Genomic DNA, 25,451 nt, shown 5'->3' with positions numbered 1-25,451 from the left:
CCGTAGGTGTGATCGTTTCGGCGGTTATAGCGTGAGGGAAACGCCCGGTCCCATTCCGAACCCGGAAGCTAAGCCTTTCAGCGCCGATGGTACTGCACCCGCCGGGGTGTGGGAGAGTAGGACACCGCCGGACATACCTTGCGAAAGCGGGGACCCATCACTGGGTCCCCGCTTTTTGCATTTTCGGGCTCCGGTTTGATCCGGTTCCTTGGGTCACAAATGTGCTGTTGCCTCAGGCGCGCGGTCCGGTCCGGTCGTCAGCGTCACGCCGGTCGCAGACGGTTTGGTGCGGGGCCAGGTCCAGGCGGACCGCACGATGACGGCGAGCAGGATCAGCTCCAGCACGACTCCCAGGCCATAGAAGAACAGCCAATTTCCGCCCGCCACGTTGAAGACCGTCGCCGGGACGTAGAGCCCGGCCACGACGAGGTTCGTGATGCGGTTCGCCCGGGCGGGCAGCGTCGCGGACAGCACGATCATGAAGATCGGGACGGCCACCAGGGTCAGCGCCGAGACGGAGAAGGTCTGGGAGAGGTCGAACTCGTAGACCTTGCCGTCGAGAATGTCCTGGACGATGCCGGGTGTGTAGAAGCCGAGGATGTCGACGTAGGCGTAGAGGAACATGAAGCTCGTCCATGCTGCGACGAGCGTGATCTTCGCCGGAATCCGGCGGTCGTCCAGCGGGGGGACGGGTAGTTGTTGGGCCATCGGGGCTCCTGTGTCGTGGTGGGAATGGGACGACTCCACGCTCGCCGACCATCGCGTCGGGCACATCGGTCGGCCGGTCGGAGTTGGCTCGGCCGATGGAACGGTCCGGTTCTCGTTCTTTCGGTGGGTACGCCGGGGCGGGCCGGTCCCTAGGCTGGACCCGTGATGTGGGGAGGGCGTTCCGTCTGGCGTGAGCCGCGGCCGGCGGCCGCCCCACCGGTCGGTGGTCTGGACTGGGTGCTGGTGGGCGTGTTCGCCGCGGCCGCCGTGGCCGAGGTCATCGCGCGGCCGGGTTTGGCCGGTCAGCCCTTGGTGGCGGTGCTCGCCCTCGCGCTGGTCCCGGCCCTGCTCTGGCGGCGGGCTCACCCGCTGCGCGCCGTTCTGGTCGGATGGGGCGCCGTCGCGGTGCTCCTGGCTCTCCAGGTGGCCGCGCACGCCGACGACGTCGGCCTCTCCTGCATGTCGGCCGTACTCATCCTGCTGTACTCGCTGGTTCGGTGGGGTTCGGGCCGGGAGATGGTCCTGGGGACGGCGTTCGTCACGACCGTCGTCGCGGTCGGGCTGCTCGTCTCCGCGGCCGGCTCGGCCGACGTCGTCGGCGGGAGCGTCCTTCTGCTGTTGTTCGTCGCCCTTGCGGCGGTGTTCCGGTACCGCGCCGACCTCTGGCACCGTCAGCAGCGGGAGATCCGCAACGAGGAGCGGGTGGCGCTGGCCCGCGAGCTGCACGACATCGTGGCCCACCACGTCTCGGCCATCGCCGTGCAGGCGCAGGCCGGTGGTGTGGTGGCCGGCGTCCAGCCGGAGAAGGCAATCGAGGTCCTGGCCGCGATCGAGTCCGAGGCGTCGCGAACGCTGGCCGAGATGAGGTCCATGGTGCGGGTGCTGCGGGACGACGGCGCCGTCGCTTACGCACCGCAGCCGGGCGTCGCAGACCTGCCGGCCCTCGCGCGCGCCGTTCCGGCACCCGGCGTCGACGTCCGGGTGCACGGCGCGACGGGCCGGCTGCCCGCACCCGTCGACGCCGCGCTGTACCGGCTGGCTCAGGAATCGCTGACCAACGCGGTACGCCACGCCCGGGGCGCGACCCGCGTGATGATCGACGTCCGCCGGGAGGGCGATGCCGTCCGGTTGCGGGTCGCCGACGATGGGCAGTTCGGACCCGGGCCGGTCCCGGAGCCCGGGTTCGGCCTGCTCGGCATGGCCGAGCGCGCCCAGCTCCTCGGCGGATCCCTCTGCGCGGGGCCGGGTCCCGACGGCGGTTGGGTGGTCGAGGCCGAGCTGCCGGTGGACGCGTCGGCCTGGACGGCGAAGTGACCATCCGGGTGGTCGTCGCCGACGATCAGGACCTGGTCCGGACCGGGCTGGTGATGATCCTGGGTGCGCACCCCGACGTCGATGTTGTGGGGGAGGCGGCGGACGGGCTCGTGGCGCTCGATCTGGCGACCAGGCTGCGTCCCGATGTCCTCCTCGTCGACATCCGGATGCCGGGCCTCGACGGCGTCGAGGTGACCAGGCGCCTGGCCGGTCCGCACCTGGCGGACCCGATGGCCGTCGTCGTGATCACCACTTTCGATCTCGACGAGTACGTCCTCGGGGCCCTGCGCGCCGGCGCCCGGGGCTTCCTGCTCAAGGACGCCGGGCCGGAGCTGCTCGTGCAGGCCATCCGCTTCGCGGACCAGGCGCCGGCGTCGTCGATCCGGCTCGTGGACCCGCTCACCGAGCGGGAGGAGCAGGTCCTCGTGCTGGTGGCCCGAGGCCGGACCAACGCCGAGATCGCCGCCGAGCTCTTCGTCGGCCTGAGCACGGTCAAGACCCACGTCGCGTCGTTGTTGACCAAGCTCGGCGCCCGCAACCGCGTCGAGATCGCGATGTGGGCCTACGACACCGGACGCGTGCGGGCCGGGTGACGGCCCCCGGATGCCGCCCGGATCACCGCGGGCGGCGGCCGGGATCGCCGTCAGCCGTCGTGGTGCCGCCCCGCCGGGTGCGGCGACCGCTGCCGGGCGACCAGCTTGCCGATCTCCCACACGAAGAACAGCAGGACCGCCGGCGCCAGCGACAGGGCCCATTCCGGCATCCCGATCGCGACCGTGTCGAAGATCCGCCGCATCAGCTCCAGCTGCGTGATGAGCACCGCCAGCACGACCTCGGCGAGCACGGTCCAGTTCAGTTTCGGGTTGTCGAACGTCTCCATCCGCAGGGCGCTGGTGGTGACGCTGCGCGCCTGATAGGCGGCGATGACGATCATCAGCGAGAACGCCGTCACGCCCATGGACGAGCCGACGGGGAAGCCTCCCCGGTCCGTGGTGCCGTACTGGATCAGCGCCAGGGTCGTCACCGCCATGTACAGGCCCACCAATCCTGAGGTGATGAGCAGCCCCGGCGTCATGATCGATGCCGTCCGCGGCCGGGGCCACCGCTTCATCAGCCCGGAGGCTTCCTTGTCCATGCCCAGGGCGACACCGAGCGGGGCGTTGACGAAGAAGTTGATGTACAGGATCTGCGACGGGGTGAACGGCTGCCCGGCCGCGATGTTCAGGATGCTCGCGCCCAGGAAGGTGATCACGTAGGCGACCAGTTCGATGATCACGAACCGGACGAACTTGTTCAGGTTGTCGAACACCATCCGGCCACGCTCGACCGCCTTGATGATCGTCGCGAAGTTGTCGTCGGACAGGATCATCCGGCTGGCGTTCTTGGAGACCTGGGTGCCCGACCCCATCGCGATGCCGATATCGGCCGCCTTGATGGCCGGCGCGTCGTTGACGCCGTCGCCGGTCATCGCGACGACGTCGCCCTTCTTGCGGAGGGTTTCGACCAGCAGCACTTTGTGCTCCGGGGCGACCCGGCCGACCACGCCGATCGAGTCGACCCGGGCCAACCGTTCCTCCTCCGACATGGCGGCGAAGTCGGTACCCAGGATCGCATCACCCTCGATGCCCAGCTTCTTGGCGATCGCGGCGCCGGTGTTGACGTCGTCGCCCGTGATCATCCGGACCCGGATGTGCGCCGCGTGCGCGTCGGTGACGGCCTTGCGCGACTCGTCCCGCGGCGGGTCCACCATGCCGATGATGCAGGTGACCTTCAGTCCGGTGACGTACCCGAGCAGGTCGCCGGCGGGGTCGAAGGTGGCCGGATCCAGGTCGCGGAACGCGCCGGCCATCACCCGCAGGCCCTCACCGGCCATCCGGTCCATGGCCCCTTGGGCCCGCTGCTTGAGATCGTCGGTGAGCTCGACGTCCTTGCCCTGCACCCAGCCGCTGGCCGTCCGGCCCATCACCGCGGGCGCGGCACCCTTGACGAAACAGCGGATGACGTCCTGACCGGACGCATTCTTGGCCTGGTTGAAGGTCGCCATCAGCTTGTAGGTCGGGTCGAACGGCAGGGTCGCCAACCGGGGGAACTGTTCCCGGGTGCCCTCGATGTCGAGCCCGGCCTTCGCGCCGAGCACCAGCATCGCACCCTCGGTCGGATCGCCGACCACCTTCCCGTTCACCAGCTTGGAGTCGCTGGCCAGCAGCAACGGCAGTATCGCCTGCTCGATGGAGGACTCGCTGCCGACGGCGTGGTGAATCGTGCCCTCCAACCCGTAGCCGATCCCGGACACGGTGTACCGGTTCTCCGCGTCGAGCACCTCGACCACCGTCATCTGGTTCATCGTCAGGGTGCCGGTCTTGTCGGAGTTGATCGCCGAGGTCGACCCGAGGGTCTCCACCGAGCCCAGTTCCTTGACGATGGCGTTCTCCGCGGCCAGGGTCTTGGCGCCGGCCGACAGGATCACCTGCAGGACGGTCGGCAGCGCCGTCGGGATGGCCGCGATGGCCAGCGCGATCGCTGCGATGAACAGGCTGGTCGCGGACTGCCCGCGCTGCAGGCCCAACACGAACATCACGATCATGGTGAACAGCGCGGCCGCGCCGATCCACAGCGTGAGGATGTTGAGCTGCTTGGTCAGCGGGGTCTGCTGCTTCTTGGTCGCCGCGAGCATCCCGGCGATCCGCCCGATCTGCGCATCCGCCCCGACCGCGGTCACCAGCATGACGCCGCTGCCGTGGGTGACCGGCGTGTTCATGAACGCCATATTCCGTTGATCACCCGGACCCATGTCCTTGTCCTCGAGCGTGTCCGGCAGCTTGGACGCAGGAGAACTCTCGCCGGTCAGCGCCGACTCGTCGATGTCGAGCGAGGACGCGGCGATGATCCGGCCGTCCGCGGCGACGTCGTCGCCGGCGGCCAGCAGGACCAGGTCACCGACCACCACCTGTTCGGCCGGGATGGTCGCCTCCACCCCGTCCCGCCGGACTCGGGCCTCCCGCTTGGTCATCGACTTGAGCGCGTTCATCGCGCTCTCGGCCTTGCCTTCCTGGCGCATGCCGACTGCCGCGTTGAAGGCAGTCAGCAACAGCAGCACCGCGCCGGTGCTCCACTGGCCGATGGCCAGCGACAGCACGCCGGCGATCACCAGGATGATCTGCATGTAGGCGGCGTACTGGGCGAGGAACCGGCGCCAGCCGGGTGGCGGCTGTTCGGCCGGCAGCGCGTTCGGTCCGTTCTGGGCCAGTCGCTGGGCCGCGGTCGCCGCGGGCAGCCCGGCGGTGGCGTCCACGCCGAGTTGCGTGGCGGTCTGCCCGGGGGTGAGGGCGTACCACCGGGTACTGGTCGCCGGTGCGGTGCCGATCGGGACGGTGGCGGTCATCAGAACTTCTCCGGGACGTAGCGCAGGGGCAGGTGCGGCTCGACGTAGTCCTTGTCCGCGTCTCGCTTGGGCAGCTTGGTGTCCGGCATCGTCATCGGCTCGTACGGCACCTGGCTGAGTAGATGGCTGATGATGTTCAGCCGGCCGCGCTTCTTGTCGTCGGTGTTGGCGACGAACCAGGGTGCCCAGGACGTGTCGGTCTCGCGGAACATGTCGTCCCGGGCGCGCGAGTAATCGAACCACTTGCTGTAGGACTTCAGGTCCATGTCCGACAGCTTCCAGATCTTGCGCGGATCGTTGATCCTTCCCTTGAGCCGAGCCGTCTGTTCGTCGGGCGAGACCTCCAGCCAGTATTTGATCAGCGTGATGCCGGATTCGACCATCGCCTTTTCGAACGCCGGCGTCTGCTCCAGGAATCGATCCACCTGTTCCTGCGGGGTAAAGCCCATCACCCGTTCCACACCCGCGCGGTTGTACCAACTGCGGTCGAAGATGACGACCTCGCCGGCCGCCGGGAAATGCGGGACGTACCGCTGCAGGAACATCTGCGACTTCTCGCGGTCACTCGGGGCCGGCAGGGCGATGATCCGGAAAACGCGCGGGCTCACCCGCTCGGTGATCCGCTTGATCGTGCCGCCCTTCCCGGCCGTGTCCCGGCCCTCGAACACGATGATGATCTTGGCGCCGGACTTGCGGACCCATTCCTGCATGGCCACGAGTTCGCCGTGCAGCCGCTTCATTTCCTTCTCGTACGGCTTGGTTTTCATCTTGGAACCGGGTTCGACGGCGGACGCCTGGGCGTCCTTGCTCCTACCGGACTTCTTGCCCATGTCTCCTCCTGCCGACGCCGTCCGGACCGACGGTGCCCGCGTTCGATCGTGGTCGGTTTCTCGACATTCCGCACCCCGGTCCAGCATGGTCCCCGGCGTTCGTCGGCGACTCCTCCCAGCCGGATGAAACACGTGGTGACGTGATCATGAACGCAGGGACGCCCAGCTGCGGGAATTCGATCGTGCGTCGGCCGACGTTCACCCGATCGACCATCGTCATTCGTGGTCCGGGTCCGCCTCGTTTCTTAGCGTGAGCGGTCATCGGCGCAATCGCTGCTCGCGCCATGGCCGATCCCGCCCCGTCACTCGATCGAGGAGCCCCCGTGCCGGACGAACGCCGCCCTGCGACGCCCGACCACCGCGCCGACCTGCCGATGCTCGGCCTGACCCACGGCCGGCGCAGCCCGGTCACCTGCCATCTGAAATGCGACGACGCGTGTGCCCGACCTGCGCCCAACCCCACCGAGGGCCCGAGCTTCCGGGACGTCGCGTCGGCGGTGTTCAGCCGCCGCGCCATGCTGCGCGGAGTCGGCGCCGGCGCCCTGATCATGGTCGGCGGCATGCTCGGCGCCCCGGCCGCGGCCGCCGCGCCCGGACCGGGAACGACCACGGCCGGCGCCGGCGGGGACGGGTGGGGACCAGGCCGGCTCCGGTTCACCGGCATCGACGCGGTGCCGGCCGAGGTGGATGCGCTCACGGTTCCCGCCGGGTACCGCTGGGCGACCGTCGTGCGCTGGGGCGACCCGCTCTTCGACCCGGCCGATACCTTCGACGCGCGCCGGCAGACGCCCGAGCGGCAGTCGCGTCAATTCGGCTACAACAACGACTACCTGGACATCATCCCGATCCCCGGCCGCGGCGACCGGGAGGCGCTGCTGGTGGCCAACCACGAGTACACCAACGCACCGATCATGTTCCCGCCGGCCGGTTCCGACGACGAGCGGCGCACCCAGGTGCAGGTCACCAAGGCCGCGCAGGGCATGGCCGTCGTGCACGTCCGGCGGGACCGGGTGGGCCGGCCGTGGCAGGTGGTGGTCGGCAGCCGGTACAACCGGCGGATCACCGCGGACACCCCGATCCGGTTCGACGGGCCGATTGCCGGGGCGCCCGTCCTGCGCACCAAGGACGACCCGGGCGGGACCACGGTGCTGGGCACGTTCGCCAACTGCTCCGGGGGCACCACCCCGTGGGGCACCGTGCTCTCCGGCGAGGAGAACTTCCAGGGGTACTTCCGCACCTCCGGTGCCTTCCCGCCGGACAAGCGGTACGGCCTGCAGGACAAGGCGACCGGCGTCGGCTGGGAGACCGTCGACCCCCGGTTCGACGCCCGGGCCGCGGGCTATGAGACCGAACCGAACCGGTTCGGCTGGATCGTCGAACTCGACCCGTTCAGCCCGGACGAGCCGCCGGTCAAGCACACCGCCCTCGGCCGGTTCAAGCACGAGGGCGCCAACGTGTTCGTCGGCCGCTCCGGCCACGTCGCCGCGTACATGGGCGACGACGAGCGCTTCGACTACGTCTACAAGTTCGTCTCGAAGCAGCGGATGCGTCCGGGCAACGGGCAGGCGGCGCGGGCGCAGAACAAGACCCTGCTGTCTGCGGGCAGCCTGTACGTGGCCCGGTTCACCGGCGACTCGCCGGCCGATCAGATCGACGGGTCGGGCCGGCTGCCCGCCGACGGCGCGTTCGACGGGACCGGGCAGTGGCTGCCGATCGTGATCGACGGGGTCAGCCAGGTTCCCGGTTTCAACGCCGAGCAGGCGCTGGTCTACTGCCGGCTGGCCGCCGACCAGCTCGGCGCGACCAAGATGGACCGGCCGGAGGACGTCCAGCCCAGCCCGCTCACCGGCAAGGTCTACGTGGTCTGCACCAACAACACCGACCGGGGCAAGGCCGGCAAGGAGGGGCCGACCGAACCCAATCCGCGTACCGCCAACAAGCACGGTCACATCGTGGAGATCACCGAGGACAACTCCGACGTGCGCTCGCTGGCCTTCACCTGGTCGCTGGTCCTGGTCTGCGGGGATCCGGCCGCCGACCGGACTTACTTCGCCGGCTTTCCGACCGACCGGGTGGTGCCGATCTCCTGCCCGGACAACATCGCCTTCGACTCCCGCGGCGACCTGTGGATCGCCACCGACGGCAGCCCGTCCACCCTCGGCACCAACGACGGGCTGTTCCACCTGCCACTGACCGGACCGCAGCGCGGCGAGCTGCGCCAGTTCCTGGCCGTGCCGCGGGAGGCCGAGACCTGCGGCCCGGTGATCCGCGACGCGGAGGGCACGGTGCTGGTCGCCGTGCAACACCCGGGCGAGGACGGCACCTTCGCCGACCAGCACTCCTTCTTCCCCGACTACGTCGCGCAGGGGGCGATTGCCGGGCCCGGGCAGTGGCGCGGTCCGCGCCCGTCGGTGGTGCAGGTCTGGCGTGACGGCCGTTAGGGGTGCCCTGAGCAATCCGGCTTCGGAGTCGCCGGCGTGGTTCGCGGGCTCTCCCGCGGCGCGACCGGGGGCTGTCGGACCGGTCCGGCACACTGCAGTCGGGGTGCCGGACCGGCGTCCCGACCGGGGACCGGGGAGGGTCAGTGACCGCCAGCATCAGCCAGACGATGGCCCAGCTCGGGTTCGCCCCGGTGATCGCATTCCTGACGCCGCAGGCCCGGGCTCGGCCGGCCGCGGACACGATCGCCGTCGCGCCGGGATCGGTGCTCGCGCACTTCACGCCCGAGGCGGGGTCGGCGTTGGGCGGCGCCGCGCTTGCCGCCGACGCACCGGACGGACCCGACGAACTGCCGGCCGCCCGGGTCTTCCCGCACCTGGGTGTCGTCTACGGCACGGTGGAGCCGGCCGGTCTGACGGCACTGCGGGCCAGCCCGTCGGTCCGCGCGGTCAAGCCCGCCGCCCAGCTGAGCCTGATCCGTCCGGTCGCGGCGGCGGTGCCCAGTGAACCCCGGGGCACCGGGTGGGGGGTCGCCCACCTGCGCGCCCCGGAGTTGTGGGCGCAGGGCTGGACCGGTGCCGGTGTGCGGGTCGCCCACCTGGACACCGGGGTCGACCCGACCCACCCCTGCCTGGATGGAGCGGTCGTGGAGTTCGCGGAGTTCGACCACACCGGGCGCCGGGTTGCCGGGGCCACGGCCCGCGACGGCGACCATGACGGGCACGGCACCCACACCGCGGCCACGATCGCCGGGCGAGAGGTCGACGGCGTGCGGGTCGGGGTCGCCCCCGGCGCGGAGCTCTGCTCCGCCCTGGTGATCGAGGGCGGCGACATCACGGCCCGCATCCTCGGCGGCATGGACTGGGCCATCGGAGTGGGTGCCCGGGTGCTGTCCATGAGTCTGGGCATCCGCGGACTGGTCAATTCGTTCCTCGACGTGGTCGCGATCCTGCGCGACAACGGTGTGCTGCCCGTCGTGGCGATCGGCAACGAGGGGCCGGGAACGTCCCGATCGCCGGGGAACTATCCGACGGCCCTGTCGGTCGGTGCGCACGACCGGGACGGCGTCATTGCCGGCTTCTCCTCAAGTCAACGCTTCCAACGGCGCCACCACCCGCTCACCCCGGACGTGGTCGCCCCGGGGGTGGACGTGGTGTCGGCCGGTCCCGGCGGTGGCTGGCAGGCCCTGTCCGGCACGTCGATGGCGACCCCGCACATCGCCGGACTGGCGGCGCTGCTGATGCAGGCGCATCCCGACGCGGGCGTCGACGCCGTCGAGCGGGCGATCCTGGAGTCCGCTGACCTGGGGGAGATGCCCGCCGAACGAGCCAACCGAGGGGCGGTGAACGGCCTGCGCGCCCTCGATCTCCTGTGATCCCGGCCGAACGCTGGGCAACGCCGACCACCCTCGGTAGTCTGGAGCCGAGAACCGTTCGGCGGAGGTGGGACGCATGGCGACACCGGCGGCCAAGATCGACCCCGAACTCACCCGCCAGCTGCAGCGAGCCACCTCGTCCGGGCAACCGGTGCAGGCGGTCGTCAGCGTCCGCCGGGCGCCGGGCCGGCCGCCCCAGCCGGACAAGATCGAAGCCCTGGTCAAGGACGCCCTTGATCGCACCAGCGCCGCGACCGGCCAGCGCCCCGGGGACTATCACGTGCTCGGTCGCATGGCGACGGCTTACGTCTCGGCGCCGGCCCAGTTCATCCGCACGCTGGTCGACCAGCCCGAGATCGTGGGCGCGGTCGCCAACCGGGGGTCCGCGGTCGCCTCCTGAGCGTCACCCGCCCGACCCGAGGCGTTGCGCCGTTCGGGTACTCTCGCCCCGGACAGGCGAGGGGGGATGTCGGTGCGGGCCGGGGTGTTGTTCCTGCTGCTCGCGGTCGCCGGCCTGCTGGTGTCGGGCTCGCCCGTGGCCGCACCGGCCGTCCCGGCGGTGTCCTCCGGCTTGTCCACGGGTTTGTCCTCTGTGCCGTCCACCGGCTCGACCTCCGCACCGTCCGTCGGCTCGACCGACGCTCCGGTGCCGGACGCGGCCGATCGCGGTGATCGGCTGCCGTTCGATCCCGACGCGGTCACCGCCGAGCTGCTGGCCCGGCCGGTCGTCGTGCTGCCCGGCTCCATCGCCCGCTTCGACCAGGACCGCGTCGGCGCGCTGACCGGTGGCGGCACCGTCAAGATCCTCGTCGCGCCGCCGGGCCCACTCGATGCGGCCGACAACCGGGCCTACCGGTCCGCGCTGGCCGACGTCGCCCAATCCGTCGAGGACCAGTGGGACGGCACCGTCGTCCGGATCACCGGAGTCGGGGTCCAGTCGGTCGGCCAGAGCGGGCTGGCCGACGTCCGGTTCCTGCTGTCCACGTTCGACGTCACCGATGAGCTCGAGTTCGTCACGCCCTACCTGCAGGGCGGTGAGACCGGCCCGAACAAGGACCGGTCGGTCGTCGACCGGAGCGATCCCGCGGTGGTCGCCGATCTCATCGCCCGGCTGCGCCAGACCCGGGTGGTGATCACGGAACCGGCGGCCGATTCGTTCGCCGTCGCCGACCCCGAACGGCTCGCGGCGAGCTGGTCGAACCGAACCGGAACGGGCCTGCGGCTGGTGATCGCGCCGCCGTTGACGGCCGGCGACTCCGCTGCGGTCACCGCCGCCGATCTGGCCCCGGCCTTTCCGGACGAGGCGGTGGTGCTGCTGCAGGGCCGCTGGCTGGACGTGGCCGGCCCGGACCGGACGGCCTGGACGGTGGCCCGGGACATGACGCTGAGCCGGTACGAGGACTTCCTGGAGGGCCGGCAGATCGGCCCGGCCGAGCTGCTGGGGGTGCTGGCCGACCAGTACGCCGAGCTGACGTCGGGTGCGGTGCAGGACCAGCCGACCCCCACCCAGCGCAACCCGGTGAGCTGGCTACTGCTGATCCTGCCGTTGCTCGCACTGGTCGTGGTCGTCGTGTTCGCCGTGCGGCGCCGCTCCCGCACGGTCCGCCGAGCCTCCGACGCCCGGCACCGGGACGTCGCCGGGCTCGCCGCCGCGGCCGCCGACCTGCCCGCGCTGGCCGAGGGCATCCTGGCCCTGGACGGCCTTGCCCGCACCGGGGCCGCCCGGGACCGGCTGGCCGAGGCCACCCGGGCCTACCGCTCCGCGCGGCGGCTGGTCGACGCCCGGGACGGCGCCGGCGCGACCGCCGCCGTCCGCGATGCGGGCGACGCGCTGACCGACGTCGCCGACCGGATCGGCGTGCCGAACGTGCCCGGCACCCGGGCGCGAGCCGGCGCCGCGGGTCCGGCATGAACCGCGCACCCCGCCGTCCGAGCCGGGCCGCGTCCGGCCGGGCCCCTGACGGACGACCCGCGTCCGGCCAGGCGGGCGGCGGACGGGCCGCGACCGGCCAGGCGGGCGGCGGACGGGCCGCGACCGGTCCGGCCCGCCCTGTCCCGGTGGCCGCCCTGGCCGGGCGCCGGGTCCTCCTGGCGGCCCTGCTGCTCGTACTGATCGGCTGGACCGTCGTGGCCTGGCCGCGGTTGACGCTGCCGTTCTCGTCGCTCGCCCCGATCGTCCACACCCTGGATTCCGACGTCGTGGCCGACGCCGGCGCCGGCCTGACGAGCGACCAGCTCGCCGGTATCCGGGGCGCCATCGGTACCCGCCCGATCGCGCTCGTGTACCTCGCCCCCGAGCCCGCGGACGGACCCGACGAGTCCGCCGTCTGCCGCGCGGTTTCGCCCCGGCTGCCCGACGTCGAGCTGATCATCGTCCGGGGTGACGACGGACGCTACGCCTGCACCGGCGACCGGGTGCCGGTGACCGACGACGGCCCGGACGACCTGCACGGCCTGGCCTACGAGATCCGGATCAACGCGGCGCTGCGGTACGTGTCGGACCCGGTGGCCAAGGCGCAGGCGGCGGCCCTGGTGCACGACTCGATGGTGAACGGCGGCCGGCTCGCCCCGGCCGAGCGGTCGCTGCGGACCCCGTGGCTGCAGGTGGCGGGCACGCTCGCGGTGGTCGCCGCGGCCCTGGTCGGCGTCCTGCTGCTGCTGATCGGCCTGCGCCGGCTCGCGCTCTACCTGCGGGCCCGGCGCGCCCGGCGCCGGGATCAGGAGCGGCTGCGGGACGAGCTCGACGACGCGCTGGCCGAACTCGCCCTGGCCGTCGTCGCCGCCACCCCGGAGGACCCGGTCACCGCGCCGGCGCGCCCGGCGGACGGCGCCGACCGGGCCGCCGGCTACGTGGACCTGCTGACCCGGGCCCGCACCGCGACCGGGGGATGGGCCGGTCTGCTGGCCCAGGCGCGCCGGCTGCTGGGTCCGCCCCGGGGACCGGTCAGACCCGATCCGATGAGACCCGATCCGACGAGACCCGATCCGACGAGAAAGGTGCCCCGATGACGGCCGAGCTGGTGGTCTGGATCGTCGTCGCAGTCGCGATCGTGCTGGTCGGACTGTGGCCGGTGCTGACCCGCAACCGTGGTCCCCGCTCCTCGTCCTTGACCGTGGAGGCGGCCCGGGCCCGGATCGCGGAGCTGGAGGACCGGCTGGACGCACCCGACCTGGCCGCGCCGGCCCGGGCCGGGGCCGAACGGTTCCTGCTGCTGGCCGGAGCCGCCCTGGCCGAGGGTGGGCGCAAGGCGCCGGACCGGGCCGGCCGCTGGGCGCAACGCGGCCTGGACACGCTGGCCGGCTGACCGGCGGGGCGATCGGCCCGCGGAGCAGGCCGCCCGGGCCCCGGGCATCGGACAGCGGTCCCTCGCGAGGGCAGCCCGGTACCGGTGACGGCCCGGCTCAGGTGCCGGGTCGCGGCCCGGGCAGCCCCGGCCGGCCGCCGAAGGGCGAGCCGTCCGAGGCCGGAACCGATCCCGGGCAATCCGTCCCGGGCAGTCCGGCGGTCCCGTGGATGTGCGCCTCGTGCAGCAACCCGACCACGGCCGGGGTCGGGGCCAGCAGTTCGAGCTCACCGGACAGCCCGGCGAGACGGTCCTGCAGGTCGAGCAGCACCTGCAGGCCGGCGCCGTCGATGTAGGTCACGCCGGACAGGTCGATCGCCAGCCGGGGCGGTCCGCGGCGCGGGGCCGGGGTCGCCGCCGCCAGCTCGTGCGCCAGGATGGGTGCGGCGCCCGCGTCCAGTCGACCGGCGATCCGGACGACCGTGCGAGCGCCCGAGTGTCCGACGACCCGGATCAGCAGGCCCCGCGCGCGGCTCGTCCGGTCGGCGCCGTCCGCGTCGGGTCGTAAGGGTTGGGCCATGGCACCGCCTACGGAGGTCGGAGCGGCCACCGTGATGGCCATTCGTGCGAACTCGGTCGAACATTTCGTGACCGACGGCGTCGAGGATCGGTGGCGGGTGAGCACCCGCCGAGCCGACTGTAGGTGGACCGCCGGCCCACCGGACCGGTCCGGGTCGGACTTGCCGCTGGGTGGGACCGGAGCGGAGTGGGCGGGTCCGCGGTTGGAGTGGCGGCCGTGCGCCCGCGGTTCCACGATCAACGGGTGAGCGTGCAGAAGGCGATCGACCTGTCCGGCAGTGGTGAGACGATCCAGGACGCGGTGTCCGAGGCGCTGGACCGTGCCCGCGAAACCCTGGAGGGAATCACGAGATTCGAGGTGAAGGACATCTCCGGTGTCCTGGAGGGCCCCCGCACGATGTACCAGGTCGAGATCAGGGTCTGGTTCACGGTGCTGGAGCGCATGCACGGATGAGTGAGCGTCAGCGAGCGAATCATGAATACCGCGCGGCGTCCGACGCCGACGGGGTGCCCGGACTGGCCCGGGTGGCGCTGCCGATCGGCTTCAACTCCATCGAGAGCGTCAACATGTACATCGTCGACGACGGTGACAAGGTCACCGTCATCGACTGCGGTGTCTGGAAGCCGGACGCGCCCGATGGCGGGGTGTCGATCGTGCAGGCCGGCCTGCGCAGCGCCGGGTACGACCTGGCCGACGTGTCCCGGCTGGTCATCACCCATGCGCACATCGACCATTACGGGCTCGCCGGGCGGGTGATGGAGCTGACCGGCGCCGACCTGTCCATGCACGCCATGACCGACCTGGACTGCCAGAAGTACCGGCACCCGGAGACGTCGATGTCCCAGCGCCGGGACACCTACGCCGACCACGGGATCGCCGAGGACGACGAGGGGGAGGGCGGCGAGCATCTGGCCCGGTGGATGCCGTTCCTGCATTCGGTGGTGGAGGCGTCGACCCGGCTGCGCGGTGACGAGTCCCTGCGGATCGGCGGCGACGACTGGACCGTCATCCACACCCCCGGCCATTCGTTGGGCCATGTCTGCCTGTGGTCGCCGCGGCGGCGGGTGCTGATGTCGGGCGATCACCTGCTCCCCGGCATCACCCCGCCGGTCACGTTCGAACGCGGCTTCGACGCCGACCCGATGCTCAGCTACCTGCGGTCACTCCAACTCGTGCGCAATCTCGGGCCGGAACTGGTGTACCCGGGGCACGGGCGGCCGTTCGGTGATGCGGTCGGCCGGATCGACGCCATCATCCGCAACAAGATGCGGCGGATGGAGCGGATTCGGCGGGCCATCCAGGAGAAGCCGACCACGGTCGGGGAACTCACCGACCGGCTGGTCGTCGGCTCCATGCTCGGCCACCAACGGCAGCTGGCGATCAACGAGACCCTGGCGCACATCGCCTGCCTGCGGTACGCCCGGCTGATCGAGCGGCGGATCCGGCCGGACGGGGTCTACGAGTGGTTCAGCACCAGTGACGAACCGCTGGACGTCGCCCGGTTGCTGGGGACCTGATCCGGACCCGACGACTGCTCCCACTGAGTAGGAAACCGAGGTCGCCGCCCCCGGGTGTGCGCGGCCCGATGTTTGACTCATCCGGCAGGGAGGGACCCTGCCGGTCACCGAGGGCGAAACCCGCGAGTTCAGGACGGAATTGATGAGCGAAGAGACCGCAGGCCCCCTGGTCATCCAGGGTCTGAACGGGCTGACCGACCGGCTCGGCACCGACCTGGGAACCAGCAGCTGGTGGACGGTGACGCAGGACGGCATCACCACGTTCGCCACGCTCACCGGCGACGAGCAGTGGATCCACGTCGACCCGGAGCGGGCCAAGGACGGGCCGTTCGGATCGACCATCCAGCACGGGTTCTTCACGCTGGGCCTGGCCACCGGGTTCCTCTGGGAGATCTGCACCGTCGAGGGCTTCAAGGTGGTGCTCAACTACGGCCTGAACAAGGTCCGGTTTCCGGCCCCGCTGGCGGTGGACAGCCGGATCCGGATGCACGTCAATCTGGCCGAGGTCAAGGAGTTGCCCACGCCCAACGGCCCGGGCGCCGAAGCCGTCTACCGGCTGACCTACGAGGTCGAAGGTCAGGCCAAGCCCTGCTGCGTCGCCGACCTGGTCTTCCGCTACTACAACTGATCCGATACCCACCGCCGAGGAGAAGAAGGACCCATGACCACCACCCAAGCCAACCCGGCGATCGGGCAGAGCATCGATGCCAACGGCATCCGTACCAACTACCTGCAGTCCGGCAGCGGCGAGCAGACCGTCGTGCTCGTCCACGGTTCCGGCCCCGGTGTGACCGCGTACGCCAACTGGCGGCTGGTGCTGCCCGTGCTCGGCGAGGATTTCACCTGTTACGCCCCCGACATGGTCGGCTTCGGCTATTCCGAACGTCCGGAGGACGTCGAGTACGGCCTGCAGACCTGGGCCGATCAGACCGTCGGCTTCATCAAGGCCATGGGCATCACCAAGTGCCACCTGATCGGCAACAGCTTTGGCGGTTCCATCGCGCTGCGGATCGCCACCCAGCACCCCGAGCTCGTGGACAAGATCGTGCTGATGGGCTCGATGGGCGTGCCGTTCGAGATCACCGACGGGCTGGACACCGTGTGGGGCTACGAGGGCACCATCGAGTCGATGCGCAAGGTGCTGGACTACTTCGCCTACTCGCGCGACCTGGTGAACGAGGAGCTGGCTCAGGTCCGTTACAAGGCGAGCATGGAACCTGGTTTCCACGAGTCGTTCTCGTCCATGTTCCCGGCCCCCCGGCAGCGGTGGGTCGAGGCCATGACCACCCCCGACGACGAGATCCGCAAGCTGACCAACCGCACCCTGATCGTGCACGGCCGCGAGGACAAGGTCATCCCGCTGGAGACCTCGCTCAAGCTCGAGCAACTGATCGACAACGCCGACCTGTCGGTGTTCTCGCACTGCGGCCACTGGTCGATGATCGAGCGCACCGCCGACTTCAACCGCCTGGTCCGCGACTTCTTCCTCGAGGCCCCGACCAAGCCGGTCATCACCGTCGAGGACGAGTAAGCGCGACATGGCCACCAAGACGAAGGAGGCGCCGGCGGCAGCCGCCGGCCCCGATCTGGGGTCCCGCGACCGGGAGCTGCTGCTGCGCATCTACCGCGCGATGGTTCTCACCCGGGCGGTCGAGGACCGGATGGTCGCCATGTACAAGGGCGGCGACCTGCTCGGGTCCCTGTACACCGGCCATTGGCATGAGGCGATCAGCGTGGGCGCCGCGTCCACGCTGCGCGCCGACGACTACATGGCCCCGATCCACCGCGATCTGGGCGCCCACCTGTACCGGGGCATGGAGCCCTGGCAGGTGATGGCCAGCTTCATGGGCAAGGCCACCTCGCCCACCGGCGGCCGCGACGGCACCCTGCACTACGGCCGGCTGGACCTGGGCCATTACAACCTGCCCAGCCACATCCCGGCCAACTTCCCGGTGGCGACCGGGATGGCGTTCGCCGCGAAATACCGCGGCCAGGACAAGGTCTGCCTGGCGTTCTGCGGTGACGGCTCCACGTCGCGGGCCGATTTCCACGAGGCGTTGAGCATGTCCAGCGTGCTGGACCTGCCGAACGTGTTCATCATCGAGAACAACCAGTTCGCGTACTCGACGCCGATCTCCATGCAGTCCAAGTCGATCCAGTTCTCGGACAAGGCCAAGGCCTACGGCATCCCCGGGGTCACCGTGGACGGCACCGACGTGATCGCCGTGCACGACGCGGTGGCCGAGGGTGTCGCCCGGGCCCGGGCCGGGCACGGCCCGTCGATCGTCGAGGGCGTCACCATGCGGATGCACGGGCACGCCGAGCATGATCCGGCCGATTACGTGCCCAAGGAGATGTTCGACGAATGGTCCAAGAAGGACCCGGTCGAGCTGTACGAGAAGCGTTTGGTCGCTTCCGGTGTGATCGACGAGGCAACCGCCGAGGACACCCGCAAGCAAGCCCGCCAGGCCGCCATCGACGCCCGCAAGAAGGCACTCGCCGATCCCATGCCGGACGCGAGCAACATCGAGGAAGGTGTCTATGCCGACTGACGTCGCAGACCGGCCGGCGATCCTGAACCCGGACGCCGGGCCCAAGGACAACGGCCAGGCGACCTACCTGGAAGCAGTCGCGCTTGCCCTCGATCACGAGATGCAGCGCGACCCGGACACCTTCATCATCGGCGAGGACGTCGGCCAGTTCGGCGGCGCGTTCAAGGTGACCAAGGGTTTCCTGGACAAGTACGGACCGCGGCGGGTGGTCGACACCCCCATCGCGGAAACCGGTTTCACCGGCCTGGCGGCCGGGGCCGCGCTGGTCGGGTTGCGCCCGATCGTGGAGTTCCAGTTCGCCGACTTCATCTCGTGCGCGTTCGACCCGATCATCAACGTGCTGGCCCGGCACCACTGGCGCACCGGCGATCCGATGCCGGTGACCATGCGGGCGCCGTTCGGTGGCCGGTTGCGGGCCGGGCCCACCCACTCGCAGAGCGTGGAGAGCTACTTCGCGCACGTGCCGGGTCTGAAGATCGTCATGCCCGGAACTCCGCAGGATGCGGCCGGGCTGCTGATCTCCTCGATCCGGGACAACAACCCGGTGCTGTACCTGGAGAACAAGTACCTGTACCGGCGGCTGAAGGCGGCCGGTCCGCTGTCCATGGATCCGATCCCGCTGGGTGTGGCCAATGTGGTGCGGCCGGGCCGGGACATCACGCTGGTCACCTATTCGGCCGGGGTGCATCAGGGCCTGGAGATCGCCGACGAGCTCGACAAGGAAGGCATCTCGGTCGAGGTCATCGACATCCGCACCCTCGTCCCGCTGGACGTGGAGACGATCGTCAACTCGGTCAAGAAGACCTCCCGCGCCGTCGTGCTGCACGAGGCCGCCAAGCGGATGGGCTACGGCGCGGAGATCGCCGCGACCATCCAGGAGGAGGCCTTCTGGTACCTGGACCAGCCGGTGGCCCGGGTCGGCGCGAAGAACACGCCGACGCCGACCAGCCCGCCGCTGGAGGACGCGGTCATCCCGCAGCCGGCCGAGATCGCCGACGCGATCCGGGCGGTGGCCCGGGCCTGACCCGAAGCTGTTGTCCCGTTTCATCTCTCGTCCGGACGGCGGACCCAGCCGGGTCCGCCGTCCGGCCACCCCCTCGGAAGGACATCTGACGTGGCCGACTTCGACATCGTGGTGCTCGGCGGCGGTCCCGGCGGGTACGCCGCGGCGCTGTACGCGGCCTCGGCCGGCCTGTCGGTCGCGCTGGTGGAAAAGGAGAAGGTCGGCGGCACCTGCCTGCACCGCGGCTGCATTCCGGCCAAGGCGCTGCTGCATGCCGCCGAGGTGTTCCGCACCGTCGAGCACGCCGCGGCCCACGGCGTGAAGCTGCCCGATGGCTTCACGGCCGAGCCGGACTGGCCGGCGGCCAACACCCGCAAGGCCGGCATCGTCAAGCAGCTGCACGGAGGGCTGTCCGGGCTGCTCAAGCGGCGCAAGGTGCAGGTCGTGATCGGCGAGGGCCGGCTGCTGCCGGACGGTTCGGTCTCGGTCGACGGCCAGAACCTCAAGGGCAAGGCGACCATCCTGTGCACCGGCTCGGTGCCCCGGGCGATCCCCGGCATGGACGTCGACGGCGAGCGGATCATCACCTCCGACCACGCCACCAACAGCACCGCGGACCGGCTCCCGGAGCGGGCCGTGGTCATCGGCGGCGGCGTCATCGGTGCCGAGTTCGCCTCCGTCTACACCGATCTCGGGGTGGACACGACCCTGCTCGAGGCCATGAACGACGGCGTCCTGCCGATCGGGCCGGACCGGGACGTGGCCAACGTGCTGGCCAAGTCGCTGGCCAAGCGAGGCACCAAGATCAACGCGCAGGCCCGGGTCGGCACCCTGGAACTGACCGCCAACGGCGTGCTGGTGCCCTTCGAGACCCCCAAGGGCAGCGAGAAGCTCGAGGTCGATCAGGTTCTCGTGTCGATCGGGCGGCGCCCGGTGACCGAGGGCACGGGGGCCGCCGAGGCCGGGGTGAAGGTCACCGACCGCGGCTTCTTCGAGATCGACCCGACCACCATGCTCACCAGCAAGCCCGGCGTCTACGCCATCGGCGACTGCGTCCCCACCCCCGGTCTGGCGCACGTCGCCTACGCGGAGGCGGTGCTCGCGGTCGACCACTTCCTCGGCGAGAACCCGGTTCCGGTGGACTACGCCAAGATCCCGTGGGTCGTCTACACCCACCCGGAGGTCGCCTGGTCGGGGCTGACCGAGGCGCAGGCCCGGGAGGCCGGGCACGACGTCGTCGTGCACAAGCACAGCTTCGCCGGCAACGGGCGGGCGATGATCCTGGGCGAGACCGACGGCCTGGTCAAGATCGTCGCCGCCAAGGACGGCCCGGTGCTGGGCATGCACCTGGTCGGCCCGTGGGCCAGCGAGCTGATGCACGAGGGCTACCTGGCCGTGAACTGGGAGGCCCTGCCCAGCGAGGTCGGCCGGCTGATCCACGCGCACCCGAGCCTGTCCGAGGCGATCGGCGAGACCATGATCACCTTCTCCGGCCGATCGCTGCACGGCTGACGCCCCCGGCCGGGACCCGGCTGTTGACCCGCACACCAACTTTCGAAAACCAGGAGACGTCCGGATGTCCGACGAATGGTTCGTCACGATGCCCAAGCTGGGCGAGACCGTCACCGAGGGCGAGCTGACCACCTGGCTCAAGAACGTCGGTGACCCCATCGCCTTCGACGACCCGCTGTTCGAGGTGTCCACCGACAAGGTGGATTCCGAGATTCCGAGCCCCTACGACGGGGTGCTGGCCGAGATCCTGGTGCCGGCCGGTTCCACGGTGCCGGTCGGCACCCAGCTCGCCCGGATCGTGGCTGGGGGAGTCACTGCGGGGGCGTCCGCTGAGCCTTCTGCGGACCGGCTGCCCGGCACCGGCCACCATGTGGCCGCGGCCGGCGGGCCGGCGCTCGGCGACGGCGCCGCCCCGCAGATGGGCGGCTCCGAGGGCCCGTCCGACGAGGCCCCCGGCGTCAGCGCGCCGGCCGGCGAGGTGCACGACATCACCATGCCCAAGCTGGGCGAGACGGTCACCGAGGGCGAGCTGACCACCTGGCTCAAGAACGTCGGCGACACCGTCGAGATGGACGACGCGCTGTTCGAGGTGTCCACCGACAAGGTCGATTCCGAGATCCCCAGCCCCTACGACGGGGTGCTGCTGGAGATCCTGGTGCAGGCCGGGCAGACCGTGCCGATCGGCACTCCGGTGGCCCGGATCGGCGAGGCGGGGGCCAGCGTCGCCGCTCCGGCCGCGGCCCCGACAGCCAGTGGTGCGGCCTCGGCCGGGCCCAGCTCGTCCACGGCCACCACCATCGTGATCGGTGCGAAGGCCGAACCGGGCCGCATGCTCTCGCCGCTGGTGCGGCGGCTGGCCGCCGAGAACAACCTCGACATCGGCGCCCTCGCCGGGACCGGCGAGGGTGGCCGGATCCGCCGCGAGGACGTGGAGAAGGCCATCGCCGGTGGCGGGGCCCGGACCAACGGCGCGGCCGCCGCGCCGGCCCCGGCGCCTGCTTCCCCGGAGCCGACGCCCGCCACTACCGCGCCGCGGCCGTCGGTGCCGGCCGGAGTGAGCGACCCGCGGGACGAGGTCGTCACGCTGTCCCGGATGCGGATCGCGGTGGCCAACGGCATGGTCGCCTCACTGGCCGCGTCGGCGTCGGTCTGGACCTCGGTCGAGGTCGACTTCGACAACGTGGAGAAGGTGCGGGTCAAGCACAAGGACCGGTTCAAGAAGGAGACCGGCGCCTCGCTCTCGTACCTGCCGTTCGTCTCACGGGCGACCATCGACGCGTTGCGCGCGTTCCCGACGGTCAACTCCTCGATCGACATCGAGGCCAAGACGATGACCCTGCACCCGTACGTCAACCTGGGCATCGCGGTCGACCTGGACCAGCAGGGCCTCGTCGTCCCGGTCGTCAAGGACGCCGACTCCCTGAACATGCGCGGGGTGGCCCGCAAGATCACCGAACTGGCCGGCGCGGCCCGGGGCAAGAAGCTCGGAGCGGAGGACATGAAGGGATCCACCTTCACCATCACCAACCCGGGACCCTTTGCCAGCTACGCCTCCTCGCCGATCATCAACCAGCCGAACGTGGCCATCCTGTGCACCGACGGGGTCAAGCGGCGGCCGGTGGCGGTGGGCGACGCGATCGCCATCCACCCGACCGGCATCATCGGCCTGGTCTACGACCACCGGGCGTTCGACGGGTCGACCGCGTCGCTGTTCCTGATGCACATCCGCGACTCCCTGGAGCAGCGGGACTGGGCAGCCGAGGTCGGCTGACCGTGGCGGTGCGGCCGGGCGCCCGGAGCCGGGACCCGGCCGGCCCGCCGGGCCCGGAGCCGGTGACGGTGACCGTCGCCCGCGGCGTGGCCGCCGGCCGGGAGGACGACTTCGCCCGGTGGAGCGACGAACTGACCGCGCTGGCCACCCGATTCCCTGGGTTTCTGGGCGCCGGGATGCTCCGGCCCAGCAGGGTCGGCGACCCGTGGCACGTGATCTTCCGGTTCGACTCGGCCGAGCACCTTTCCGCCTGGGAATCCTCCCCGGAGCGGGCCGAGTGGCTCGCCGAAGGTGAGCACCTGGTCGAATCGACGGCGGTACAACGGGTATCGGGGCTCGAGACGTGGTTCTCGCTGCCCGGCCGGACCGCCCCGGCGCCCCCGAAATGGAAGATGTTCCTGGTCTCCGCGACCGTCTTCTATCTGCTCAACCTGACTCTGAGCCTGCTGTACGGCTGGACCCTGGACGGCTGGCCGCTGCCGGTGCACATCGTGCTGATCTCGGTGCCGGTCACCGCCATCGCGACCTGGCTGGTGATGCCCCGCGTCGCCCGGCTGCTGGCCCGTTGGCTCTACGCCCCCGCGTCCGGCGCACCCGGTTCGGATTGAGCGCCCACCCGCCGCCCCACCCGCACGACCGCCGCCAGCCGCCGCCCCCACCCCGCGCGGCCACCGCCCCCACCCCGCGGCCGCCGCCCCCACCCCGCGCGGCCGCCGCCCCCACCCCGCGCGGCCGCCGCCCCCACCCCGCGCGGCCGCCACCCCCACCCCGCGCGGATCAACTACGCCGGCGCGGCTGAACTGATCAACTTCCGTCCCACCGGTCACATCTCGCGCCACTTGATCCGCGCAGCGGTCGTACTCGCCGGCCACCCACACCGCGCGCCGGGCGCGCCGACCGACTCGGGGTCGTCGGCGAGGCCGCGTGGCGCGCGTCGCGGCACCGGGTCGGCGGACGATCCGGATCGATCTCTCCTATCGTGGTGATCACGCGGGCGTCCGCCCATCGGCCCGAGAAGGTCGTCGTGGCTGTCAGGATCGGGGTGACGGATGTCCGAGCGGCGGCTTCCGGGTGGTCACGACCAGGGCGCCGTCGTGGTGGGCGGCACCGTCCGCCGGGCTGGTGGTCCGTGGACGCCGGCCGTGCACGCGCTGCTGCGGCATCTGTCCCAACGAGGCTTCCAGGGCGCACCTGTCCCGCTCGGGTTCGACGCGCAGGGCCGGGAGGTGGTGTCCTTCCTGCCCGGGGCGACGGTGGGGGACCAGCGGCCCTGGCCGGGGTGGGTCCATTCGGACGACGCACTGCGGGAGGTCGGCGACTGGGTGCGGCGGTACCACGATGCGCTGACCGACTTCGTCCCGCCGGTCGATGCTCACTGGCGGATCGACTCGCGAACCTGGCGGCCGGGCGACGTCGTCGGACACAACGATGCCGGGCCGTACAACGCGGTCTGGGAACCGGGCCCGCCCGCGCGCCTGATCGGTTTCGTGGACTGGGATTTCGCCGGTCCGTGCAGTCGCATCGAGGATCTGGCGTTTCTCGCCTTCTCCTGGGTTCCGCTGCACGCGCGCCGGGTGGTGGCCGCCGAGGGTTTCACCGACTTCGGAGCGCGTTCCCGGCGGCTGCGGATTCTGCTGGATGCCTATGGATTTTCCGGGACGGTCACGGATCTGCTCGATGCCGTTGCCTCTCGTATCGACCAGCACATTCAGGATGTCCGGGCGCTCGCCGCGGCTGGTGACAACTTGTTCCAGCACCTCGTGGCGGCCGGTGCGACCGATGGACTCGCGGAGGCACTGAGCGAACTGGAGCGCGATCGGCACGATCTCCACGGTCTGTGAGCGATTCGCGCCCCCGCCCACCGCCGTCCGCGCGAACCATCAGATGGGCGGAACCTGGACGGCTGGCCGTTGCCGTTGCCCACCGTGCTGATCTGGGTGACGGTCAGCGCCATCGCGACCTGGCTGGTGATGCGTCGCGTCGCCCGGCTGCTGGCCCGCTGGCTCTACGCCCCCGCGTCCGGCGCACCCGGATCGGATTGAGCGCCCAGCCGGCGCGATTCTCTCTCGATGCGAAGCACCATGGCGGCGCTGGGTTGGACGGTACCTGCGCAATAAGTCGACAACCGGGACGCCGAGGTACCGACCTCCGCAGCAAAACGGCGGGCCGGCAGACCGCTCCGGGCAACTGCCGACCGCACGCTGTCCCGAACCTGCGCCCGGTCCGCCTGATCCGCGGCGGCGCGGGCTCGTCGGACCGTCTCGACGAGAAGCGCGGCGACCTCGGTCTCCTCGCCGTAGGCCGCGTAGGCCTCAATGTTGCGGGCGACCGATCCCCAGGGCGCCTGCCGGATCGCCTGCGCGATCCGGCGCCAGTCGGAGAGGAACCCGCGCTCGATCGCAGTGACCAGGCCCTCGTACGGCCAGGTCTCGACCGGATCAAGCGGTGATGCGTCGAGGTTGCGGAACGCCAGCTCAGCCAATGTCACCTCCGCAGAGGATGGCCTGGGCCAGATCGGCACAGACACCAAGGGTTTCGTCCCAGTCCTGCCAGCGTTCGAGCAGGCCTTTGTACCGGGGTAGCTCGCCGAGCGTGGGCCGGTCCCGGGGAGTGGGGTGCGCCAGTCGAGGGACCAGCGTCGACACCACCGACTCGGCGTCACCGGAGCGATCGAGGTAGTAGCGGTCGATGTCCGCCAGGACCGCGGCTGCCTCGTCGAGGCCGATCCGATCGGCCAGGGCGGCCACGTCGAGGTAGTCCCGGACCTGATTGCGGGCCACGATCAGGTAGGCCTTGACTCGCAATGCCTCGGCGATGGTCGGAATTCGTATCCGCTGTCCATCGGGCAGGTCGGCGATCTGGATCTCCAGTGGCACCTGTCGCCGCAGTTGCCGAAGTCCCGCCTCGATTCCACCGAGCCGGCGCATGATCGTCATCGGTGGCTTGGAAGCACGAACGCTCGTCGCCCAGCCGTCCGTGGCCTCCACGGCCTCCAAGATCGCTTCGTATCGTTCCCGAAGGGCGAGGACGTGATCGTGGTCGAAGGACAGTCGGCGACCGGCGTACGCAGCACTCGCGGTGCCGCCCACCAGGATTGCATCGGGCACGACTTGCTGGAGGCGTGCGGCACTTCGCAGGACCGGCATCAGGTCGAGTGGGGGATCGATATCCCGCGTCGGCTTGT

General features: G+C 70.9%; 25 protein-coding genes and 1 rRNA gene. 20 read left to right on the top strand and 6 right to left on the bottom strand.

The genetic code is table 11. The features are described 5' to 3' along the window. The first annotated feature begins 16 nt into the window (after nucleotides 1-16). Nucleotides 17-133 (top strand): 5S ribosomal RNA (gene rrf, locus ACILSK_RS08315). A gap of 80 nt (nucleotides 134-213) precedes the next feature. Here the strand turns inward: rrf and ACILSK_RS08310 are convergent. Next, nucleotides 214-708: a DUF6326 family protein gene (locus ACILSK_RS08310; RefSeq protein ID WP_395726671.1), complete on the bottom strand. Its 495-nt coding sequence runs from the start codon at nucleotides 706-708 to the stop codon at nucleotides 214-216. A gap of 165 nt (nucleotides 709-873) precedes the next feature. Here ACILSK_RS08310 and ACILSK_RS08305 point away from each other — a divergent pair, with 165 nt between their 5' ends. Beyond that, nucleotides 874-2,022, top strand: a complete 1,149-nt coding sequence (locus tag ACILSK_RS08305; RefSeq protein ID WP_395726686.1) for a sensor histidine kinase — start codon at nucleotides 874-876, stop codon at nucleotides 2,020-2,022. Next, a complete protein-coding gene (locus ACILSK_RS08300) occupies nucleotides 2,019-2,615 on the top strand; it encodes a response regulator (RefSeq protein ID WP_395726670.1) in 597 nt (198 codons plus the stop codon). Before ACILSK_RS08305 ends, ACILSK_RS08300 begins: the two co-directional genes overlap by 4 nt. Before the next feature lie 50 nt (nucleotides 2,616-2,665). On the opposite strand, the gene ACILSK_RS08295 is transcribed toward ACILSK_RS08300, so the two are convergent. Further along, nucleotides 2,666-5,404 (bottom strand): cation-translocating P-type ATPase, encoded by a 2,739-nt coding sequence (locus ACILSK_RS08295; protein WP_395726669.1) that lies wholly within the window; start codon nucleotides 5,402-5,404, stop codon nucleotides 2,666-2,668. Continuing rightward, nucleotides 5,404-6,234, bottom strand: a complete 831-nt coding sequence (gene ppk2 / locus ACILSK_RS08290; RefSeq protein WP_395726668.1) for a polyphosphate kinase 2 — start codon at nucleotides 6,232-6,234, stop codon at nucleotides 5,404-5,406. The genes ACILSK_RS08295 and ppk2 overlap by 1 nt, the downstream gene beginning before the upstream one ends. Before the next feature lie 374 nt (nucleotides 6,235-6,608). Between ppk2 and ACILSK_RS08285 the strand changes: the two genes are divergently transcribed. From ACILSK_RS08285 to ACILSK_RS08260, 6 genes are all read left to right on the top strand, one after another. Next, nucleotides 6,609-8,675: a PhoX family protein gene (locus ACILSK_RS08285; RefSeq protein WP_395726685.1), complete on the top strand. Its 2,067-nt coding sequence runs from the start codon at nucleotides 6,609-6,611 to the stop codon at nucleotides 8,673-8,675. A gap of 143 nt (nucleotides 8,676-8,818) precedes the next feature. Then, the gene (locus ACILSK_RS08280; RefSeq protein ID WP_395726667.1) at nucleotides 8,819-10,048 is read left to right on the top strand and encodes a S8 family serine peptidase; all 1,230 of its coding nucleotides are present in this window, start codon (nucleotides 8,819-8,821) and stop codon (nucleotides 10,046-10,048) included. Between the two features lie 76 nt (nucleotides 10,049-10,124). Continuing rightward, on the top strand, nucleotides 10,125-10,448 hold the full coding sequence (locus ACILSK_RS08275; protein ID WP_395726666.1) for a hypothetical protein: 324 nt from the start codon (nucleotides 10,125-10,127) through the stop codon (nucleotides 10,446-10,448). 66 nt (nucleotides 10,449-10,514) lie between these two features. After that, nucleotides 10,515-11,960, top strand: coding sequence for a hypothetical protein (locus ACILSK_RS08270; protein ID WP_395726665.1), 1,446 nt, complete (start codon nucleotides 10,515-10,517; stop codon nucleotides 11,958-11,960). A gap of 146 nt (nucleotides 11,961-12,106) precedes the next feature. Further along, nucleotides 12,107-13,057, top strand: a complete 951-nt coding sequence (locus ACILSK_RS08265; protein WP_395726664.1) for a hypothetical protein — start codon at nucleotides 12,107-12,109, stop codon at nucleotides 13,055-13,057. Next, nucleotides 13,054-13,353 carry a hypothetical protein gene (locus ACILSK_RS08260; RefSeq protein WP_395726663.1) on the top strand — a complete coding sequence of 100 codons (300 nt, stop codon included), beginning with the start codon at nucleotides 13,054-13,056 and terminating at the stop codon, nucleotides 13,351-13,353. Before ACILSK_RS08265 ends, ACILSK_RS08260 begins: the two co-directional genes overlap by 4 nt. A gap of 97 nt (nucleotides 13,354-13,450) precedes the next feature. Here the strand turns inward: ACILSK_RS08260 and ACILSK_RS08255 are convergent, their stop codons facing one another. Then, complete coding sequence (locus tag ACILSK_RS08255) at nucleotides 13,451-13,912, bottom strand: STAS domain-containing protein (RefSeq protein ID WP_395726662.1); 462 nt, start codon at nucleotides 13,910-13,912, stop codon at nucleotides 13,451-13,453. Between the two features lie 243 nt (nucleotides 13,913-14,155). On the opposite strand from ACILSK_RS08255, the gene ACILSK_RS08250 reads away from it, so the two are divergent. The 11 genes from ACILSK_RS08250 to ACILSK_RS08200 all read left to right on the top strand — a co-directional run bounded on the left by ACILSK_RS08250 (nucleotide 14,156) and on the right by ACILSK_RS08200 (nucleotide 24,309). Continuing rightward, nucleotides 14,156-14,365 carry a dodecin family protein gene (locus tag ACILSK_RS08250; RefSeq protein WP_395726661.1) on the top strand — a complete coding sequence of 70 codons (210 nt, stop codon included), beginning with the start codon at nucleotides 14,156-14,158 and terminating at the stop codon, nucleotides 14,363-14,365. Beyond that, complete coding sequence (locus tag ACILSK_RS08245; protein ID WP_395726660.1) at nucleotides 14,362-15,429, top strand: MBL fold metallo-hydrolase; 1,068 nt, start codon at nucleotides 14,362-14,364, stop codon at nucleotides 15,427-15,429. Before ACILSK_RS08250 ends, ACILSK_RS08245 begins: the two co-directional genes overlap by 4 nt. A 142-nt stretch (nucleotides 15,430-15,571) precedes the next feature. After that, nucleotides 15,572-16,057 (top strand): MaoC family dehydratase, encoded by a 486-nt coding sequence (locus tag ACILSK_RS08240; RefSeq protein ID WP_395726659.1) that lies wholly within the window; start codon nucleotides 15,572-15,574, stop codon nucleotides 16,055-16,057. Between the two features lie 33 nt (nucleotides 16,058-16,090). After that, complete coding sequence (locus ACILSK_RS08235; RefSeq protein ID WP_395726658.1) at nucleotides 16,091-16,960, top strand: alpha/beta fold hydrolase; 870 nt, start codon at nucleotides 16,091-16,093, stop codon at nucleotides 16,958-16,960. Between the two features lie 7 nt (nucleotides 16,961-16,967). Continuing rightward, complete coding sequence (locus tag ACILSK_RS08230) at nucleotides 16,968-17,981, top strand: thiamine pyrophosphate-dependent dehydrogenase E1 component subunit alpha (RefSeq protein WP_395726657.1); 1,014 nt, start codon at nucleotides 16,968-16,970, stop codon at nucleotides 17,979-17,981. Further along, the gene (locus tag ACILSK_RS08225; protein ID WP_395726656.1) at nucleotides 17,971-19,005 is read left to right on the top strand and encodes an alpha-ketoacid dehydrogenase subunit beta; all 1,035 of its coding nucleotides are present in this window, start codon (nucleotides 17,971-17,973) and stop codon (nucleotides 19,003-19,005) included. The genes ACILSK_RS08230 and ACILSK_RS08225 overlap by 11 nt, the downstream gene beginning before the upstream one ends. A gap of 90 nt (nucleotides 19,006-19,095) precedes the next feature. Continuing rightward, nucleotides 19,096-20,496: a dihydrolipoyl dehydrogenase gene (lpdA, locus tag ACILSK_RS08220; RefSeq protein ID WP_395726655.1), complete on the top strand. Its 1,401-nt coding sequence runs from the start codon at nucleotides 19,096-19,098 to the stop codon at nucleotides 20,494-20,496. Between the two features lie 64 nt (nucleotides 20,497-20,560). Continuing rightward, nucleotides 20,561-22,267 (top strand): 2-oxoglutarate dehydrogenase, E2 component, dihydrolipoamide succinyltransferase, encoded by a 1,707-nt coding sequence (gene sucB, locus ACILSK_RS08215; RefSeq protein WP_395726654.1) that lies wholly within the window; start codon nucleotides 20,561-20,563, stop codon nucleotides 22,265-22,267. A 2-nt stretch (nucleotides 22,268-22,269) separates the two neighbouring features. Then, the gene (locus ACILSK_RS08210) at nucleotides 22,270-22,875 is read left to right on the top strand and encodes an antibiotic biosynthesis monooxygenase (protein ID WP_395726653.1); all 606 of its coding nucleotides are present in this window, start codon (nucleotides 22,270-22,272) and stop codon (nucleotides 22,873-22,875) included. A 441-nt stretch (nucleotides 22,876-23,316) separates the two neighbouring features. Continuing rightward, on the top strand, nucleotides 23,317-24,108 hold the full coding sequence (locus ACILSK_RS08205; protein WP_395726652.1) for a phosphotransferase: 792 nt from the start codon (nucleotides 23,317-23,319) through the stop codon (nucleotides 24,106-24,108). 69 nt (nucleotides 24,109-24,177) lie between these two features. Further along, on the top strand, nucleotides 24,178-24,309 hold the full coding sequence (locus tag ACILSK_RS08200; RefSeq protein ID WP_395726651.1) for a hypothetical protein: 132 nt from the start codon (nucleotides 24,178-24,180) through the stop codon (nucleotides 24,307-24,309). On the opposite strand, the gene ACILSK_RS08195 is transcribed toward ACILSK_RS08200, so the two are convergent. Both ACILSK_RS08195 and ACILSK_RS08190 read right to left on the bottom strand, forming a co-directional pair. After that, nucleotides 24,273-24,755, bottom strand: coding sequence for an XRE family transcriptional regulator (locus ACILSK_RS08195; RefSeq protein WP_395726650.1), 483 nt, complete (start codon nucleotides 24,753-24,755; stop codon nucleotides 24,273-24,275). The two genes, ACILSK_RS08200 and ACILSK_RS08195, sit on opposite strands and share 37 nt — an antisense overlap. Then, the gene (locus tag ACILSK_RS08190; RefSeq protein WP_395726649.1) at nucleotides 24,742-25,203 is read right to left on the bottom strand and encodes a hypothetical protein; all 462 of its coding nucleotides are present in this window, start codon (nucleotides 25,201-25,203) and stop codon (nucleotides 24,742-24,744) included. The genes ACILSK_RS08195 and ACILSK_RS08190 overlap by 14 nt, the downstream gene beginning before the upstream one ends. Nucleotides 25,204-25,451 lie beyond the last annotated feature (248 nt).

The organism is Nakamurella sp. (genome assembly GCF_044224575.1).
Lineage (GTDB): Bacteria > Actinomycetota > Actinomycetes > Mycobacteriales > Nakamurellaceae > Nakamurella.
The sequence above is the reverse complement of the archived record's forward strand: the minus strand, read 5'-3'. Positions and strand labels throughout refer to the sequence as shown.